Source organism: Ruegeria sp. BI12, assembly GCF_056537985.1.
Window position 1 is genome coordinate 45,273 of record NZ_JBQFSL010000004.1, and the last position, 15,891, is coordinate 61,163.

Sequence of the window (15,891 nt, forward strand, 5' to 3'; positions counted from 1 at the left end):
CCCTGTCCGCAATATCCGTTAAACGCGGTCTGACCCTAGATTGACTGGCGGATACCGACCGATGAAATTCACTCTTTCCTGGCTGAAAGACCACCTCGACACCGATGCGTCGGTGGATGAGATTGCAGAGACGCTGACCGATCTTGGACTGGAAGTCGAAGAAATCGTGAACCCTGCGGACCGTCTGGCAGGCTTTACGCTGGGCTATGTGAAACACGCGGAAAAACATCCTGATGCCGACAAGCTGCGCGTGTGCACGGTCGCGACCGACGAGGGCGATCTGCAGATCATCTGCGGCGCGCCGAATGCGCGCGAAGGGATCACTGTCGTTGTCTGTAAACCCGGCATGTATATCCCCGGTCTGGACCTGACCATTAGCGTCGGCAAAATCCGCGGTGTCGAAAGCTATGGCATGATGGCCTCCGAGCGCGAGCTGGAGCTGTCGGACGAGCATGACGGCATCATCGAACTGCCTTCGGGTGACGTCGGCGACAAGTTCGTCGACTGGCTGGCCGAAAACGAACCCGCGAAGGTCGATCCGATGATCGAAATCGCGATCACGCCGAACCGCCCTGATGCGCTGGGCGTGGCTGGGATCGCCCGCGATCTGGCTGCGCGCGGTGTTGGCACGCTAAAAGAGCGTGATTATGTGCCGGTGCCGGGTGACTTCGAAAGCCCGATCAAGGTGACAATTGATGAGGATACGCTGGACGGCGCGCCGCATTTCACCGGTCGTCTGATCAAGGGCGTCAAAAACGGCCCTAGCCCGCAATGGCTGCAGGATCAGTTAAAGGCAATTGGTCTGCGTCCGATTTCGGCGCTGGTCGATATCACCAACTACATGACCTTCGACCAGAACCGTCCGCTGCACGTGTTCGACGCCGATAAGGTTCAGGGCAACCTGCGTGTTCACCGTGCCAAAGGTGGCGAAAAGCTGGTGGCGTTGGATGAGAAAGAATACACCCTGCAGCCCGGCATGATGGTGATTTCGGACGACAAAGGTCCCGAATCCATCGCTGGTATCATGGGCGGTGAGGAAACCGGCTGTACCGAAGAGACCGTGAACGTCTTCCTCGAAAGCGCGTTCTGGGATCACGTGCAGATCGCGTTGACCGGTCGTGCTCTGAAGATCAACTCGGACGCGCGCTATCGCTTTGAGCGTGGCGTGGATCCTGAGTACACGCTGGAAGGGCTGGAACACGCCACACAGATGATCCTGGATATCTGCGGCGGCGAAGTGTCCAAGGTGGTCGAAGCGGGCAAAGCACCGAACCACGCACGGGCCTACAAGCTGGATGCCGAGCGTGTGCAGTCGCTGGTCGGCATGGACATTCCTGAGGCCGAGCAACGTCAAACCCTGACCCGTCTGGGCTTCCGCCTGGAAGGTGAGATGGCTCACGTTCCCAGTTGGCGTCCCGATGTCATGGGTGAGGCCGATTTGGTGGAAGAGGTCGCTCGGATTGCATCTCTGACCAAACTGCAGGGCAAGCCGCTGCCGCGTATTACGGATGGTATTCCCAAGGCGGTGATGACCCCGTCACAGCGGCGTCAGTCGATGGCACGTCGCACTTGTGCGGCGCTGGGGTACAACGAATGTGTGAGCTATACCTTCATCGATCAGGCCTCGGCCGCGTTGTTCGGAGGCGGGGATGAGGCGACGCAGCTTGAAAACCCGATCTCGTCCGAGATGAGCCATATGCGCCCTGATTTGCTGCCCGGCCTGTTGCAGGCTGCGGCACGAAATCAAGCGCGTGGCTATACCGATGTCGCGCTGTTCGAGGTTGGTCCGGTGTTTCACGATGGTGAGCCTGGCGATCAGAAAACCCAGATCACTGGCCTTTTGGTTGGACGCAGCGGTCCCAAGGATGTGCACGGTGCTTCGCGCCCTGTCGATGTGTTTGACGCCAAAGCAGATGCCGAGGCTGTGCTGGCCGCAATCGGCGCGCCCGCTAAAGTGCAGGTCCTGCGCGACGGTGATGCGTGGTGGCATCCTGGCCGTCACGGCAAGATCTGTCTTGGCCCAAAAAAGGTGTTGGGTGTCTTTGGAGAACTGCACCCGCGCGTGTTGCAGGCGATGGATATCAAAGGCCCTGCGATGGCTTTCACCATCTGGCCGGAAGAGGTGCCTCTGCCACGTAAGTCCGGTGCCACCCGAGCGGCACTGGAATTGCGCGATCTTCAGGCGGTCGAGCGTGACTTCGCCTTTGTCGTCGACGAGGGCGTCGAAGCGCTGACACTGGTGAACGCCGCAGCGGGTGCTGACAAGGCACTGATCGAGGACGTCCGGGTCTTTGACGAGTTTGTCGGCGGTAGCCTGGGTGAGGGTAAGAAATCTCTGGCCATCACTGTTCGCCTCCAGCCGACGGATGCGACGCTAAAGGAAAAAGACATCGAAGCGGTGGCTGAAAAAATCATCGCGAAGGTCACCAAGGCGACTGGCGGCGTTCTGCGCGGGTGATGCCTGGCCGCCTCCGGCTGGAGTTTTTGAAAAGATGAAAGGGCGGCGGCGCCCTTTCTGTTTTTGCGGAGGAGCAAAGATGCTGAACGTTTACTTATCCGGCGAAATCCATACCGATTGGCGGGAACAGATCATCGAAGACGCTCAGGGTCTGGACATCACGTTCAACAGTCCTGTGACTGATCACGCGGCCAGCGATGACTGCGGTGTGACCATTCTGGGGGGCGAGCCAAACAAGTATTGGCACGACCACAAAGGTGCAATGGTCAACGCGATCCGCACGCGCAAGGGCATCGCGGATGCCGATGTGGTCGTGGTCCGGTTCGGTGAAAAATACAAACAGTGGAACGCTGCATTTGACGCGGGTTACGCTGCGGCGCTGGGGAAATCACTGATTGTGCTGCACGGCCCTGATCACCAACACGCGTTGAAAGAGGTGGATGCGGCGGCACTGGCCGTGGCCGAGCAACCGGGCCAAGTCGTTGATGTACTGCGCTATGTTCTGACGGGCGCGCTGCCAAAATAACTCACGCGACGTTTTCCTTGCGTGAATTCAGAGTGCTTTCTACCGTCTGCTTGGGCAGTACGGGGAGACATTCATGGAATTCGACTATGTCATCGTGGGCGGTGGGTCCGCCGGATGTGTTATGGCCGCGCGGCTGAGCGAAGATCCAGACACAAGCGTTTGCCTGCTTGAAGCGGGCGGAGCTGGCGAGGATCTGGTGATCCGGGCTCCGGCCCTTGTGGCGGCCATGGTTTCGGGGCGACCCAAGCTGAATAATTGGGCCTTTGAAACCGTGCGTCAGCCCGGGTTGAATGGTCGCAAAGGGTTTCAGCCGCGGGGCAAGGCATTGGGCGGGTCGTCGGCGATCAATGCGATGCTGTACGTGCGCGGTCACCCCAGCGACTATGATGAATGGGCGGATCTGGGATGCGAGGGTTGGGATTGGGAAAACGTCCTGCCCTACTTTCGAAAGTCCGAAGGCAATGCGCGCGGCGCGGATGACCTTCATGGCGGCGACGGTCCGTTGCAAGTGTCGAACCAGTCCGAGCCGCGGGCGATCTCGCATGCCTTTGTGGAAGCTTGCGGCCAGCAGCAAATTCGCGAGACAGACGACTTCAACGGGCCGGAACAGGAAGGGGCGGGCTTATATCAGGTCACGCAGTTCCACGGCGGAGAGCATAAGGGTGAACGTTGCTCGGCCGCGGCGGCCTATTTACGGGGCATCAAAACACGGCCAAATCTGACGATCATGACCGGGGTAGAAGCCGAGAAGATCCTTTTTGACAAAAAGCGCGCAACCGGTGTGTTGCTGCGTCGGAAAGGCAAAGCGGTCGAAGTGCGCGCCCGGCGGGAAGTTATCCTGTCCGGGGGCGCCTTTGGTTCGCCGCAATTGCTGATGTTGTCAGGTGTCGGGCCGGAAGCCGAGTTGAAGCAGCACGGTATCGCGGTTCAGCACGACTTGCCCGGCGTTGGTCAAAACCTGCAGGATCATCTGGACTATGTCCTCAGCTATCATTCGAAACGTAAAGACGTTGTCGGGCTTACACCTGGTGGCCTGCTGAAGTTGGCCAAGGCCGGCCTGGACTGGCGTCGTACCGGAGAGGGCCTGTTTGCCACCCCCTTTGCCGAAGGCGGCGCGTTTGTCAAATCGGACCCTTCCGTCGCCAAGCCAGATCTTCAGCTTCATTTTGTTGTCGGCATCGTCGACGACCACATGCGAAAGATTCACCTGCCGCACGGGTTTTCGTGTCATGTCTGTGTCTTGCGCCCGTTCAGCCGGGGCAGTGTTGGGCTTAGCTCGGATCAGGCCGGAGAGCCGCCGCGCATTGATCCGGCTTATCTCAGCGATAACCGTGATCTGGATCTTTTGAAGCGCGGGGCGCGTGTTATGGAGTCAGTTCTAGAAGCTGAACCGCTGGAGCCGTGGCGGAAAAAGCGCCTCTATGCACATGACGGAAGCGACGAAGCGCTAGAAGCCGATATCAGGAACCGCGCCGATACGATTTATCACCCGGTCGGAACTTGTAAGATGGGGGTAGACGATATGGCGGTGGTGGACATCGAAGGCCGCGTTCATGGCGTTGATGGGCTGCGGGTTGTGGACGCATCGGTCATGCCGACACTTATTGGTGGCAATACCAATGCGCCCACTATCATGATTGCAGAAAAGATCGCCGAAACAATCAATCGCGGGGCGGCGTAACCAGGCCTTTCTGCACCGCGGGCCGATTCAAGAACCGGTCAAGATAAGTCACCAGATTTGTGTGGTCTTCCCAGCCGACAAGGTCGTGAGCATTGTAGAATTCTAGCCCGCGCAGCCACGGCGCAATTGCGATATCGGCAATTGAATATTCACCGGCAATCCAGTCCCGACCCTCAAGCTGTTGGTTCAGAACGTTCAGCAGCCGCTTGGCTTCGTTCACGTAACGCTCACGCGGGCGCGGGTCCTCGATCTCGCTGCCTGCGAATTTGTGGAAATATCCCAATTGCCCGAACATCGGACCGACGCCCCCCATCTGGAACATCACCCATTGGATCACGCGATACTTGTCAGCCTTGGTTTGGCCCAGAAACTTCCCGCTTTTCTCTGCTAGGTAAATCAGGATTGCACCGCTTTCGAACAGGCTGATGGGTGTGCCATCGGGGCCGTTCGGGTCGATAATCGCCGGGATCTTGTTGTTTGGGTTCAGTGAAAGAAACTCGGGGCTTTTGACGTCCGTGTCTGAAAGGGTCACCCGGTGGGCTTCATAGGCCAAGCCGGTTTCTTCCAGCATGATTGACGCTTTGACGCCGTTGGGTGTGGGAAAAGAGTAGAGCTGAATCCTGTCTGAAAACTGCGCAGGCCAGCGGGCTGTAATCGGGTGAGAGGCGGTGTCCAGCATGGGGGCTCCTGTCATGGGTTGCCTGCAATAGTTAGGCATGGTGACCCTGTCTTGCCAGTGTTTGTGCTGTGCGCACCCGGTCAGGGCCTGTGTAATTGGGAACAACGGGGAAAACCTGTGTATCTCGCACCTAGACCGAAGCGCGCTTATGGACCACTATTCCGCCAATCCCGCGCCGAGAGACGCGGGTTCGCCGTGAATCGAAAGGAGATGCGCGTGGATGACGTCGTAACACAGGTGGGTGCATTCGCCCCGCTGATCATAAGCGCGGTCAAGGCGCTGTTCGTACTGATCCTTGGGTGGATCGTTGCTGGTGCCATTGCCGGCATGGTCCGCCGCCGGATCAATGCGACGCCGCAAATTGATCCGACACTTGGGAATTTTGTCGCCAGCTTGGTGAAGTGGGTCATACTGGCCATGGTGCTGGTTGCCGTCCTGGGCATCTTTGGCATTCAGGCGACAAGTATCGTCGCCATTCTGGGTGCTGCATCACTGGCCATCGGTCTGGCTCTTCAGGGAACTCTGAGCGATCTTGCTGCCGGTGTCATGCTGGTTGTCTTCCGCCCCTACAAGCTGGGTCAGTATGTGGATATCGGTGGAACCGCGGGGACGGTGAAAGACCTGAACCTGTTCACGACTGAATTGGTGACGCCAGACAACGTACAGATCATCGTTCCGAACGGCCAGTCCTGGGGATCAATCATCACCAACTACTCGGCTCATGACACGCGCCGCGTCGATCTGGTGTTCGGCATCGACTATGGTGACAGTGCAGATGAGGCAATGAAGATCATTCTGGATGTCGCCAAGGCTGATGAGCGCATCATGGATGACCCGGAACCTTGGGTTCGCGTGACCAATCTGGGCGACAGCTCGGTTGATCTGACCGCGCGCCTTTGGTGCGCGGCAGCAGATTATTGGGATGTGAAGTTCGACCTGACCAAAGCTGTCAAGGAAGCCTTTGACGCCAAAGGCGTTTCGATTCCCTACCCGCATTCGGTGGAAATCCACAAGGAAGGGTAAAGGCTCCCGCCCGTCGCACGGGCATTGGAAATGTCCTCCTCCGGTTGGGCCCGGCGCCGCGCTTTCAGCGCGGCGTTTCTTTTTGGGAAGCCAGGATCGTGGCCATAAACGAAAAGCGGCGCGCCAAAGGCGCGCCGCCATGCCCAACACTTTAAAGCAGCCGCGTCAGCGGGTGCTTTCAGGGACGGGAGTGCTTCAGGCGTTGACGATTGCCTCGGGCGAGACAACATCCAGACCCAGCGCCGTGCCAACAGCTTCGTAAGTCAGCTGACCGGCATGTACGTTCAGACCCGCCAGAAGATGCGGGTCGTCCTGACATGCTTTCTTCCAGCCTTTGCTTGCCAGCGACAGCATGAACGGCATTGTCGCGTTACCCAGTGCGATGGTCGAGGTGCGCGCAACTGCGCCCGGCATGTTGGCCACGCAGTAGTGCATGACGCCGTCAACTTCGTAGATCGGGTCCGCATGGGTGGTCGCCTTGGAGGTTTCAAAGCAGCCGCCCTGGTCGATGGCAACGTCAACCAGAACCGCGCCGGGTTTCATGGTGGACAACTGCGCGCGCGAGATCAGCTTGGGTGCCGCAGCGCCGGGGATCAGAACAGCACCGATAACCATGTCGGCATCCTGGATCAGCTCGGCCGTTGCACCGGCTGTCGAATACTGGCTTTTGAACGTGCCGCCGAAGACGTCGTCAAGGTAACGCAGGCGCGGCAGAGACCGGTCCAGAACGGTGACATCAGCGCCCATGCCGGCCGCGATCTTGGCTGCGTGCGTGCCAACAACGCCGCCGCCGATCACGATGACTTTGGCTGGGCCAACACCGGGAACGCCACCCATCAGAACACCACGGCCGCCATTGGCCTTTTGCAGGGTCCACGAACCGACCTGAGGTGCCAGACGACCGGCAACTTCGGACATCGGCGCCAGCAGCGGCAGGCCGCCGTTGCGGTCGGTTACGGTTTCATAGGCAATCGCGGTGCAGCCCGACGCCAGCAGGTCGTGGGTCTGGTCTGGATCAGGTGCCAGGTGCAGGTAGGTGAACAGCAGCTGACCTTCGCGCAGCATCTTGCGTTCAATCGCCTGGGGCTCTTTGACCTTTACGATCATGTCCGCGGTCGCGAACACTTCTTCTGCGGTGTCGACGATGCGGGCACCTGCAGCGATATACGAGTCGTTGTCAAAGCCGGAACCCATGCCGGCATTGGTTTCAATGATAACCTCGTGGCCGCGCGCGACAGCTTCTTGCGCGGCGTTAGGCGTCATGCCAACACGAAATTCCTGGGGTTTGATTTCCTTGGGGCAACCGATTTTCATGTTTTGCTCCTCCATTCATAAACTGCCTAAATTATGGGCAACTTGGGATGCAATTTCTGTGAAACTCTGCCCGTCATTTGGTTTTTCTTTGCGATAATTTCCTGTAATATTGCGTCATCTTGCAAAGGATGTGCGCGAATGAGCCTTGATACGACTGATAAAAAGATTCTGGCTGCCCTGCAGCGAAATGGCAGGATGTCGAATGCAGAACTGTCAGATCAGGTGAATCTGTCGCCCTCGGCCTGTCATCGTCGAGTCCAGCGACTTGAGGCCGAAGGGTACATTCGCAACTATGTGGCGCTGCTGGATGCACGCAAGATGAATGTCCCCACCACGGTGTTTGTCGAGATCACCCTGCAAGGTCAGGCAGAAGAACTGTTGGACGCGTTCGAAAAAGCGGTGGCGCGTATTCCCGACGTTCTTGAATGTCACCTTATGGCAGGTACGGCAGACTATATTTTGAAAGTGGTTGCCGAGAATACCGAGGATTTCGCCCGCATTCACCGTCAATACCTTTCGCGGCTTCCTGGGGTGGCGCAGATGCAAAGCTCATTCGCGCTGCGCACCGTGTTCAAAACGACCGCCTTGCCGGTGTGACCATCTGGCTGACGCAGGGTGAACGGGGTCAGGTGCGCAGCTTCGAAACCGCACAGAGAATACCAGCGATCCGTTCGAGCCTTAGCCATTTCGCTGGCAAAAGGGATGTAAAATGCCTCACGGCCATTACGTGCTCAGGTGTGTAGGGATACCGTCGGATACCCCCAAAATAGAATGACCAAACGGGGCAGACCGGGCCAGTATGCCGGCATTGCGTCAATTCAGACGCTTGTATCCCGGCGCTGGTCAGTTCAATTATGGGAATGACCGTACATCTGCCTGTTTTCCGGCGCCGCGCCAACTTGGTATTGAACCTGCGCGGAGCGTTCATCAATTTTTCTGATGACATCAGGCGGTCACACAACCTCGGTATGGTCGGAACCCGTTGACTAATAAGGAGCAGATCTTGGCTTACGAACACAATGATGCCCCCAAAGACTGGCTGGAAGCCGAGCTGGAAGACACGCTGGATGAAGATTTCGAGATTGAATTCAGCGAACCGATGCTGTCGATGGAAGTTCGCAAGATCTATAAGGAACAACATCCCGAAATGTTGGACCGCAAGGTTTATTTCCGGAACCTTCTGCGATTGCAGGCCGAATTGATCCGGGTCCAGGACTGGGTTCAACACACCGGTGCCAAAGTGTGCATTCTTTTTGAAGGTCGCGACAGTGCCGGTAAGGGTGGGGTGATCAAGCGCATCACCCAGCGCCTAAATCCGCGTGTTGCGCGTGTGGTCGCATTGCCCGCGCCCAGCCGCCGGGAGCAAAGCCAATGGTATTTTCAGCGCTATGTTCCGCATCTGCCGGCCGCCGGTGAAATCGTTCTGTTCGACCGGTCCTGGTACAACCGCGCAGGCGTTGAACGAGTCATGGGCTTTGCCAGCGAAGATCAGGTCGAACAGTTTTTTCAGGACGTTCCCGAATTCGAAAGAATGCTGGTGCGGTCGGGTATCATCTTGCTGAAATACTGGTTCTCGATCACCGACGAAGAACAGCAGTTGCGATTCCTGATGCGCATTCACGATCCGATGAAGCAGTGGAAACTGTCCCCTATGGATCTGGAGTCGCGCATTCGGTGGGAGGCGTACACAAAGGCCAAAGAGGATATGTTGTTTCGCACGAACATTCCCGAAGCGCCGTGGTACATCGTCGAAGGCAATGACAAAAAGCGCGAACGCCTGAATTGTATCGAGCATCTACTGACCAAAATTCCGTATTCGGACGTACCGCAGGAAAAGGTCGATTTGCCGGACCGTAAGTACAATCCTGAGTATGAACGCCGGATTCTGCCGGACGAACTATACGTTCCTAAGGTCTATTGAAAATCCCAGTTGGAATTGGTGCGAGGCAGGCTCATCTCCACCTCGCACCGTGGGGTTTGTTAAGCTGCGTCCATCATGCAGTCGAAGTCATAATAGTTGAACACAAAGACATCACCTGAATCGTTTCCGGACATGTCAGAGCATGTGGTATCCACATCGTCCCCACCGTTGTCGGCACCGGTCATCGTCATATCAAAGTCATCCGCTTCGGGTTCTGCATCGGCATAGTCTGTGTCGTTCCAGTCAAACTGGTCGAACTGTGCTTGCAGTGATTGGACAAAGGACCTGATCTCGGCAAGGAATTCCTGAACGTCAAAACAGGCGACTTGTTCCGGGTCCTCGGTTCCGGGTGTTTCCGGTTCTTCTGTCTCGGTGACATCGGTGTCGGGTGTTTCCGGTTCCGGCTCCTCGGTCTCGGTGACATCGGTGTCGGGTGTTTCGGGCTCCGGTTCTTCAGTCTCGGTGACGTCGGTGTCGGGTGTTTCCGGTTCCGGCTCCTCGGTTTCGGTGACGTCGGTGTCGGGCGTTTCGGGCTCCGGTTCTTCAGTCTCGGTGACGTCAGTGTCGGGCGTTTCCGGCTCCGGCTCTTCAGTCTCGGTGACATCTGTGTCAGGCGTTTCGGGTGCTGGTTCCTCTTTGTCGGTATCCGGTGTTTCGGCTACGGGTTCCTCTGGCTCGGTAACCTCGGGATCAGGTACTTCGGCCACGGGCTCGTCGGGCTGCGGGGTTTCTTCAACCGGTGGTGTCGGAGTCGGCGGTGTGGTGGAGCCATTGTCCGGCATAACTTCACCTTGGGTGGCGGCGAAGTTTTGCGTGACCATCACAGCGTCGAAACCCTGCATATCGCCGGTTTCAATACCGATGCCAATGTATTTGAAATCCGGGTTCAGAATGTTCGCACGGTGACCGGGGCTGTTCATCAGGTTCTGATGAAGCTGCGCGACGTCATCGCTGATACCGGGCGCGCCGCGCTCGGATTGCCAGGCGATGTTTTCACCTGATCGCCAGTTGCCCGAGAAATCGAACCCTGCCATTTCCATCCGCTGTGTGGCGCTGCTGCCACCCGAGCCGGTGTGGCTGAACCTGTTCGTTTCCAGCATCCACTCGCTGTGATCCTCGGACGAGTCGTTCAGGCGGGTTTCAAGCTGTAAGGGGTCCAGCCCGCGGGATGTACGCTCTTGGTTAATAAGCGCCAGCATTTCTCGTTCGATACTACTTGCAGTCGACATTTTTGCCTCCGATTGGTTTTTGTCGTGGTAGACGGCGCCAGTTACAAAGGCTGGATGCTGCGTTCATAGGGACGGAGTGCTTTAAGGCGAGTTTTGGCGGGGCAGTGCTACCGCCACGAGATTCGCTGCGCTGCAAAATGCCGGGCAAAATGTTGCTGAGGGGGAAATGGCAGCTTGTCGCGCGTAGGCGGCCCGAGTCGGCATAAATCATCCGACCCTGAAAACGACAAACCCCCGGGCGATGCCTCGGGGGTCGTCAAAAAGTGTCATCCAAAGCTGGACGAGCGAGGTTTTAGAGCAAACCTTCGCGCTGTGCTTTCTTACGTGCCAGTTTACGGGCACGACGGATCGCTTCAGCCTTCTCGCGCGCTTTTTTCTCGGACGGTTTCTCGAAATGTTGCTTAAGCTTCATTTCACGGAACACGCCTTCGCGCTGCAGCTTTTTCTTCAGGGCACGAAGCGCCTGATCGACGTTATTGTCGCGAACACTAACCTGCATGTGGTTGTCACCACCTTTCTAGATAGAGTTGCAAGGAAATTGCAGGAGTTGGCCGTATAGCAAAGCGCCTCTATCTTGTCTAGTACTGGCTCTGAGAACCGGAGAACCGCCATGACGACCACTTATGAAGATGCAAAACAGCAGCTTTTGGACGCAGTCTTGATCCATGTGCCGTTTGACGGCTGGTCCGAGGCCAGCTTTCGCGCGGCTATATTAGATTGCGATATGGATGACACTCTGGCGCGCGCGATCTGCCCCCGCGGCGCAGTTGATCTGGCGCTTGCGTTCCATGCGCGCGGCGACGCGGCGATGGAAGACCGCCTTAAATCCACGGACCTGAGCGATCTGAAGTTCCGAGAGCGAATCGCCGCCGCAGTTCGCTTTCGGCTTGAGGCTGTTCCGGACAAGGAACTGGTTCGCCGGGGCATGACGTTGTTTTCCCTGCCTACTCATGCAGCCGATGGGGCAAAAGCACTGTGGCAGACCTGTGATCTGATTTGGGACACGCTGGGAGATACATCGGACGATGTGAACTGGTACACAAAACGTGCGACATTGTCGGGTGTCTATTCCTCGACACTGCTGTTCTGGCTGGGCGACGATTCCCCCGATCACCAGAAAACATGGGAGTTTCTGGATCGGCGCATAGATAACGTTATGCAGATCGAAAAGATCAAAGCGCAGGTGAATGGTAACCCGCTGTTCAAACCGTTTCTGGCGGTTCCAAATTGGCTGGCCGGTCAGGTGAAGCCACCCTTGAAAATGAGGGCCGATTTGCCGGGGATGCTGAACCCGCGCAAGTAAGCGTCTGGGCCTTCCAGAAATTGCCTGCTAGGCATTGGGCAAAGGAGATTTGCCCATGACCCAGATGATGCGCGCTGTCGAAATCACCAAACCCGGTGGCCCGGATGTTCTGCAACTGACGGAACGCCCCGTGCCCGAACCGCAAGCCGGACAAGTGATCCTGAAAGTGGCCTATGCTGGCGTGAACCGCCCGGATGCGCTGCAGCGCGCCGGGGCATACGATCCGCCTCCGGGCGCCAGCGATTTGCCTGGGCTTGAGGCGTCGGGCGAGATTGTTGCCGTTGGTGCCGGGGTACAAGGTCTGGCAGTTGGCGATCAGGTTTGCGCATTGTTGCCTGGTGGTGGCTATGCGGAATATGTGGCCACCCCAGCCGCACATTGTCTGCCAGTTCCTTCGGGAATGGGGATGAAAGAAGCGGCCTGTCTGCCCGAAACCTTCTTCACTGTCTGGTCCAACGTCTTCACTCGTGGTGGGCTCAAAGCGGGCGAGCGTTTTCTGGTTCATGGCGGGTCAAGCGGAATTGGCACAACGGCTATTCAGCTGGCGAATGCGTTTGGCGCGCGGGTATTTGCAACGGCCGGGTCTGCTGAGAAGTGCGAGGCTTGTGTGAGCCTTGGCGCCGAGAAGGCGATCAATTACCGGGACGAGGATTTTGTGGGTGTCATGCGCGCCGAAGGTGGGGCGAACCTGATCCTCGACATGGTTGGTGGCGACTATATCCCGCGTAACGTCAAAGCTCTGGCCGAGGATGGGCGTCTGGTTCAGATCGCCTTCCTGCAAGGTCCGAAGGTCGAGTTGAACTTTGCGATGATGATGGTCAAACGCCTGACCCTGACTGGCAGTACTTTGCGCCCTCAAAGTGATCTGGCAAAGGCGAAGATTGCGCAGGATCTGGGCGAAGCCGTCTGGCCATTGCTGGAGGCCGGGAAGGTGGCCCCTGTGATGGATAGTGAGTTCGATCTGGCGGATGCGTCAGCCGCCCATGCACGGATGGAAAGTTCGGGACATATCGGAAAGATCGTCCTGAAAGTCGCCGGCTAAAGCTTAGGCGCGGGTAGCTCCCGCGCTTTTTCAATCAGACCACCGCGCGGCGGTAGAGATGCCAGGTCGCGTGGCCCAAGACGGGCATGACGACGATCAGCCCCAACAACATCGGGATGGCTCCGATAATCAGCAAGGCCGCCACGATGAACCCCCACGCCAGAATGACACCTGGGTTATGCCGCAGCACCCGGACAGAAGTTACGACTGCAACCGGCAGGCCAACCTGACGGTCCAGCAAAAGCGGAAAGCTGACGACACTCACGGCCAATGCGACCAACGCAAACAGGAACCCGATCGCATTTCCGAAGATGATCATGGACCAGCCTGCTCCTGTGGTGAACACCTGAGTCACGAAGGCCCCGAATGAGGCGGGCAGATCAGGCCCTAGCGTATGCACGTATATGCTCTGTGCGACCATCAGCCAGACCAGCAACAGCATGACCAGATAAAAACCTAAAGCCAGAATCGCGCCAAACGATGGGGACCGGAATACGCCCAAGGCGTCCAACCAATGCACTTCGCCGCCTTGTTCACGTTTGCGGCTGATCTCGTAAAGGCCCACGGCGGCTATTGGACCCACAAGTGCGAATCCCATGATCAGCGGCGCCAGAAGCGGAACCATATTGCGGTTCAGGCCGAACCCGAACATCAACAAGCCCGCGATCGGGTAAACCAGTATGATGAAAATGGCATCCGCCCGCGTTTCCAGGAAATCGTTGTACCCGGCCTGTAAACAGGCCTTCAGATCCTGCATCGTCAGGGTTTGCACCTGCGGCAGATGCCGAGTTTCCGCGCTGCCGATGTGGTGCACGCTTTCGGTGATGTGATCGCCGGTTGCGCCAATGTTTCGGGCCGCCCAGCTAATTGGATTTCCAATTGTTTTGGCCATCTTGATCCCCTCCCTTTGCCAGTGCGCAGCGGGGTCAATCCGGCGTTGGTTGCCTTTGGCCGGACCAGCCGGCAACGCTCGGGACCTAGTATAGCACAGTTTTTCGCGCTGTGGTTGCGTGGCGGCAAAAACCTTCCAATTGCCCTGTTTCACAGTCGTGTTAGCTTGGCGTCAGGCAACAGGAGGTCAGCATGCAGCAAACGGCAAGAACCGTCGTCATTCACGAACACGGCGGCCCCGAAGTTCTGAAGATCGAAGACCGGCCCTTGGGCGATCCCGGACCCGGCGAGGTTCGCATTCGCCAAAGGGCATGTGGGTTGAACTTCATTGATGTTTACCAGCGCACCGGGCTGTATCCGCTGGATCTGCCGCATGCGCTGGGCATGGAAGCTGCAGGTGTGATTGAGGCCGTAGGTGAAGGTGTTACCCATCTGAAACCCGGCCAACGCGCAGCCTATGCCGCAGCCCCCGCCGGAGCTTATTGCGAAGCGCGCGTGATGCCTGCGGCGCAGGTATGCCCGTTGTCTGAAGGGATTTCCTTTGATGCGGCCGCGGCGATGATGCTCAAGGGGATGACGGTGGAGTATTTGTTTCATCGGACAACGCCCTTGAAACGCGGTGACACGGTTCTGTTCCATGCGGCAGCCGGTGGTGTTGGTTTGATTGCCTGCCAATGGGCCAAGTCCGAAGGTATCACCCTTATCGGAACCGCTGGAACGGATGAGAAATGCAGCCTTGCACAGTTCAACGGGGCCGCGCATTGCATCAACTATCGGACTGAGAACTTTGCCCAGCGTGTGGCAGAGATCACTGGTGGAAAGGGTGTGGATGTGGTGATGGACTCCATTGGCGCGGACACGTTCAATGGCTCGCTGGACTGCCTGAAACCTTTGGGGATGATGATCTCATTCGGCAACGCTTCGGGACCGGTTCCGTTGATGGATATCGGCATTCTGGGGAAGAAGGGTTCGTTGAAGATCACGCGGCCGACCCTGTTTACCCACATCTCGGACCATTCCGTCTGTCAGGCAATGGCGCGGCGGCTATTCGGTAAGGTCGAAGGCGGAGAGGTCAAAATCCACATCGACCAACGCTTTCCTCTTGCGGAAGTTGCCGAGGCGCACCGAGTGCTTGAAGCGCGTCAAACCACGGGCAGCACGGTTCTGGAACCGTAAGACTGCCTGGTCGCGAAACGGGAAGCGGCGGCAGAAAATCTGCCGCCGCTTTTTTTGGGGAATGTTTGCGATTTACTGCTGCAGTTCCGCCGGTGTCTTGTCGGAAATATCTTCCCAATTGGCGCTGGCCTGATCGATAAAGCCAGGGATGTCGCCTTCCCAGCGCTGCTGGATGTCCTGCGACAGGTTCAGGTACAGCTTGTTGTCGACGATCTTCCAGTAGTTCGGGTCACCGTCAAACTTGAAGCCCATCGCGGCACCAAATGCGCAGTAGCCGCCGTATGCGGGCAGGTAGGCCTCGGGGTTTTCCTCGAATGCGGCTTTGTTTTCTTCATTGGCAAAGCGGTACATCGCGTCATTGTGCAGCGCGGTGATACGGTAGTCACCTTTCGTCGGCTGACCTTCGGTGAAATAGGCAACCGGGTCATAACCCTGCAAGGCCAGACCGGTCGAGCTTGCATTCAGTTCAACACCAGCGGCCAAAGCCGAACCTGCGATGGCAACAGACAGCGCAACGCCGCCAATAAGAGATTTGAACTTGTTCATTGTTTTCACCTTTCGTGAAGGGGCCGCCACGTCGCGCAGAAAATTGCGCCCAGACGACCCAAGAGTTTTTTGTCCGTGAGACCCGCAATTGGTCGTCACGGA

Annotated in this window: 15 protein-coding genes; 9 read left to right on the top strand and 6 right to left on the bottom strand. The window is 57.5% G+C overall.

The window, feature by feature from the left end:
- Positions 1–61 precede the first annotated feature (61 nt).
- From pheT to ACR0AK_RS21450, 3 genes are all read left to right on the top strand, one after another.
- Positions 62–2,458: a phenylalanine--tRNA ligase subunit beta gene (gene pheT, locus ACR0AK_RS21440; RefSeq protein WP_480794910.1), complete on the top strand. Its 2,397-nt coding sequence runs from the start codon at positions 62–64 to the stop codon at positions 2,456–2,458.
- 79 nt (positions 2,459–2,537) lie between these two features.
- Positions 2,538–2,984 (top strand): YtoQ family protein, encoded by a 447-nt coding sequence (locus tag ACR0AK_RS21445; RefSeq protein WP_480794911.1) that lies wholly within the window; start codon positions 2,538–2,540, stop codon positions 2,982–2,984.
- Positions 2,985–3,057: 73 nt separating this feature from the next.
- Positions 3,058–4,665, top strand: a complete 1,608-nt coding sequence (locus ACR0AK_RS21450) for a GMC family oxidoreductase (protein WP_480794912.1) — start codon at positions 3,058–3,060, stop codon at positions 4,663–4,665.
- On the opposite strand, the gene ACR0AK_RS21455 is transcribed toward ACR0AK_RS21450, so the two are convergent.
- Complete coding sequence (locus tag ACR0AK_RS21455) at positions 4,646–5,344, bottom strand: glutathione S-transferase family protein (protein WP_480794913.1); 699 nt, start codon at positions 5,342–5,344, stop codon at positions 4,646–4,648. The genes ACR0AK_RS21450 and ACR0AK_RS21455 overlap by 20 nt on opposite strands.
- Positions 5,345–5,554: 210 nt before the next feature.
- Here ACR0AK_RS21455 and ACR0AK_RS21460 point away from each other — a divergent pair, with 210 nt between their 5' ends.
- A complete protein-coding gene (locus ACR0AK_RS21460; protein ID WP_174822549.1) occupies positions 5,555–6,367 on the top strand; it encodes a mechanosensitive ion channel family protein in 813 nt (270 codons plus the stop codon).
- Between the two features lie 195 nt (positions 6,368–6,562).
- Here the strand turns inward: ACR0AK_RS21460 and ald are convergent, their stop codons facing one another.
- Positions 6,563–7,681, bottom strand: a complete 1,119-nt coding sequence (ald, locus tag ACR0AK_RS21465) for an alanine dehydrogenase (protein WP_170562540.1) — start codon at positions 7,679–7,681, stop codon at positions 6,563–6,565.
- 138 nt (positions 7,682–7,819) lie between these two features.
- On the opposite strand from ald, the gene ACR0AK_RS21470 reads away from it, so the two are divergent.
- Together ACR0AK_RS21470 and ppk2 are read left to right on the top strand one after the other, a co-directional pair.
- A complete protein-coding gene (locus ACR0AK_RS21470) occupies positions 7,820–8,278 on the top strand; it encodes an Lrp/AsnC family transcriptional regulator (protein WP_170562543.1) in 459 nt (152 codons plus the stop codon).
- 406 nt (positions 8,279–8,684) lie between these two features.
- Positions 8,685–9,602: a polyphosphate kinase 2 gene (ppk2, locus tag ACR0AK_RS21475; RefSeq protein WP_170562548.1), complete on the top strand. Its 918-nt coding sequence runs from the start codon at positions 8,685–8,687 to the stop codon at positions 9,600–9,602.
- A 59-nt stretch (positions 9,603–9,661) separates the two neighbouring features.
- Here ppk2 and ACR0AK_RS21480 read toward each other — a convergent pair whose 3' ends face one another.
- Positions 9,662–10,831 carry a CAP domain-containing protein gene (locus ACR0AK_RS21480; protein ID WP_480794914.1) on the bottom strand — a complete coding sequence of 390 codons (1,170 nt, stop codon included), beginning with the start codon at positions 10,829–10,831 and terminating at the stop codon, positions 9,662–9,664.
- A 292-nt stretch (positions 10,832–11,123) separates the two neighbouring features.
- Positions 11,124–11,330 carry a 30S ribosomal protein S21 gene (gene rpsU / locus ACR0AK_RS21485; RefSeq protein WP_005614280.1) on the bottom strand — a complete coding sequence of 69 codons (207 nt, stop codon included), beginning with the start codon at positions 11,328–11,330 and terminating at the stop codon, positions 11,124–11,126.
- Positions 11,331–11,441: 111 nt separating this feature from the next.
- On the opposite strand from rpsU, the gene ACR0AK_RS21490 reads away from it, so the two are divergent.
- Both ACR0AK_RS21490 and ACR0AK_RS21495 read left to right on the top strand, forming a co-directional pair.
- Positions 11,442–12,134 carry a COQ9 family protein gene (locus ACR0AK_RS21490; protein WP_170562554.1) on the top strand — a complete coding sequence of 231 codons (693 nt, stop codon included), beginning with the start codon at positions 11,442–11,444 and terminating at the stop codon, positions 12,132–12,134.
- 55 nt (positions 12,135–12,189) lie between these two features.
- Complete coding sequence (locus ACR0AK_RS21495) at positions 12,190–13,176, top strand: NAD(P)H-quinone oxidoreductase (RefSeq protein ID WP_480794915.1); 987 nt, start codon at positions 12,190–12,192, stop codon at positions 13,174–13,176.
- Between the two features lie 34 nt (positions 13,177–13,210).
- Here the strand turns inward: ACR0AK_RS21495 and ACR0AK_RS21500 are convergent, their stop codons facing one another.
- Positions 13,211–14,068, bottom strand: coding sequence for a DUF2189 domain-containing protein (locus tag ACR0AK_RS21500; RefSeq protein WP_170562561.1), 858 nt, complete (start codon positions 14,066–14,068; stop codon positions 13,211–13,213).
- 191 nt (positions 14,069–14,259) lie between these two features.
- Here ACR0AK_RS21500 and ACR0AK_RS21505 point away from each other — a divergent pair, with 191 nt between their 5' ends.
- Positions 14,260–15,243: a quinone oxidoreductase family protein gene (locus tag ACR0AK_RS21505; RefSeq protein ID WP_170562564.1), complete on the top strand. Its 984-nt coding sequence runs from the start codon at positions 14,260–14,262 to the stop codon at positions 15,241–15,243.
- 72 nt (positions 15,244–15,315) lie between these two features.
- On the opposite strand, the gene ACR0AK_RS21510 is transcribed toward ACR0AK_RS21505, so the two are convergent.
- On the bottom strand, positions 15,316–15,789 hold the full coding sequence (locus ACR0AK_RS21510) for a YHS domain-containing (seleno)protein (protein ID WP_480794916.1): 474 nt from the start codon (positions 15,787–15,789) through the stop codon (positions 15,316–15,318).
- Positions 15,790–15,891: the final 102 nt, after the last annotated feature.

Bases quoted from the DNA above. Each gene is read 5' to 3' on its own strand.
- pheT (WP_480794910.1), top strand. From the start codon at position 62: ATGAAATTCACTCTTTCCTGGCTGAAAGACCACCTCGACACCGATGCG.
- ACR0AK_RS21445 (WP_480794911.1), top strand. From the start codon at position 2,538: ATGCTGAACGTTTACTTATCCGGCGAAATCCATACCGATTGGCGGGAA.
- ACR0AK_RS21450 (WP_480794912.1), top strand. From the start codon at position 3,058: ATGGAATTCGACTATGTCATCGTGGGCGGTGGGTCCGCCGGATGTGTT.
- ACR0AK_RS21455 (WP_480794913.1), bottom strand. From the start codon at position 5,344: ATGCTGGACACCGCCTCTCACCCGATTACAGCCCGCTGGCCTGCGCAG.
- ACR0AK_RS21460 (WP_174822549.1), top strand. From the start codon at position 5,555: ATGCGCGTGGATGACGTCGTAACACAGGTGGGTGCATTCGCCCCGCTG.
- ald (WP_170562540.1), bottom strand. From the start codon at position 7,681: ATGAAAATCGGTTGCCCCAAGGAAATCAAACCCCAGGAATTTCGTGTT.
- ACR0AK_RS21470 (WP_170562543.1), top strand. From the start codon at position 7,820: ATGAGCCTTGATACGACTGATAAAAAGATTCTGGCTGCCCTGCAGCGA.
- ACR0AK_RS21480 (WP_480794914.1), bottom strand. From the start codon at position 10,831: ATGTCGACTGCAAGTAGTATCGAACGAGAAATGCTGGCGCTTATTAAC.
- rpsU (WP_005614280.1), bottom strand. From the start codon at position 11,330: ATGCAGGTTAGTGTTCGCGACAATAACGTCGATCAGGCGCTTCGTGCC.
- ACR0AK_RS21490 (WP_170562554.1), top strand. From the start codon at position 11,442: ATGACGACCACTTATGAAGATGCAAAACAGCAGCTTTTGGACGCAGTC.
- ACR0AK_RS21495 (WP_480794915.1), top strand. From the start codon at position 12,190: ATGACCCAGATGATGCGCGCTGTCGAAATCACCAAACCCGGTGGCCCG.
- ACR0AK_RS21500 (WP_170562561.1), bottom strand. From the start codon at position 14,068: ATGGCCAAAACAATTGGAAATCCAATTAGCTGGGCGGCCCGAAACATT.
- ACR0AK_RS21505 (WP_170562564.1), top strand. From the start codon at position 14,260: ATGCAGCAAACGGCAAGAACCGTCGTCATTCACGAACACGGCGGCCCC.
- ACR0AK_RS21510 (WP_480794916.1), bottom strand. From the start codon at position 15,789: ATGAACAAGTTCAAATCTCTTATTGGCGGCGTTGCGCTGTCTGTTGCC.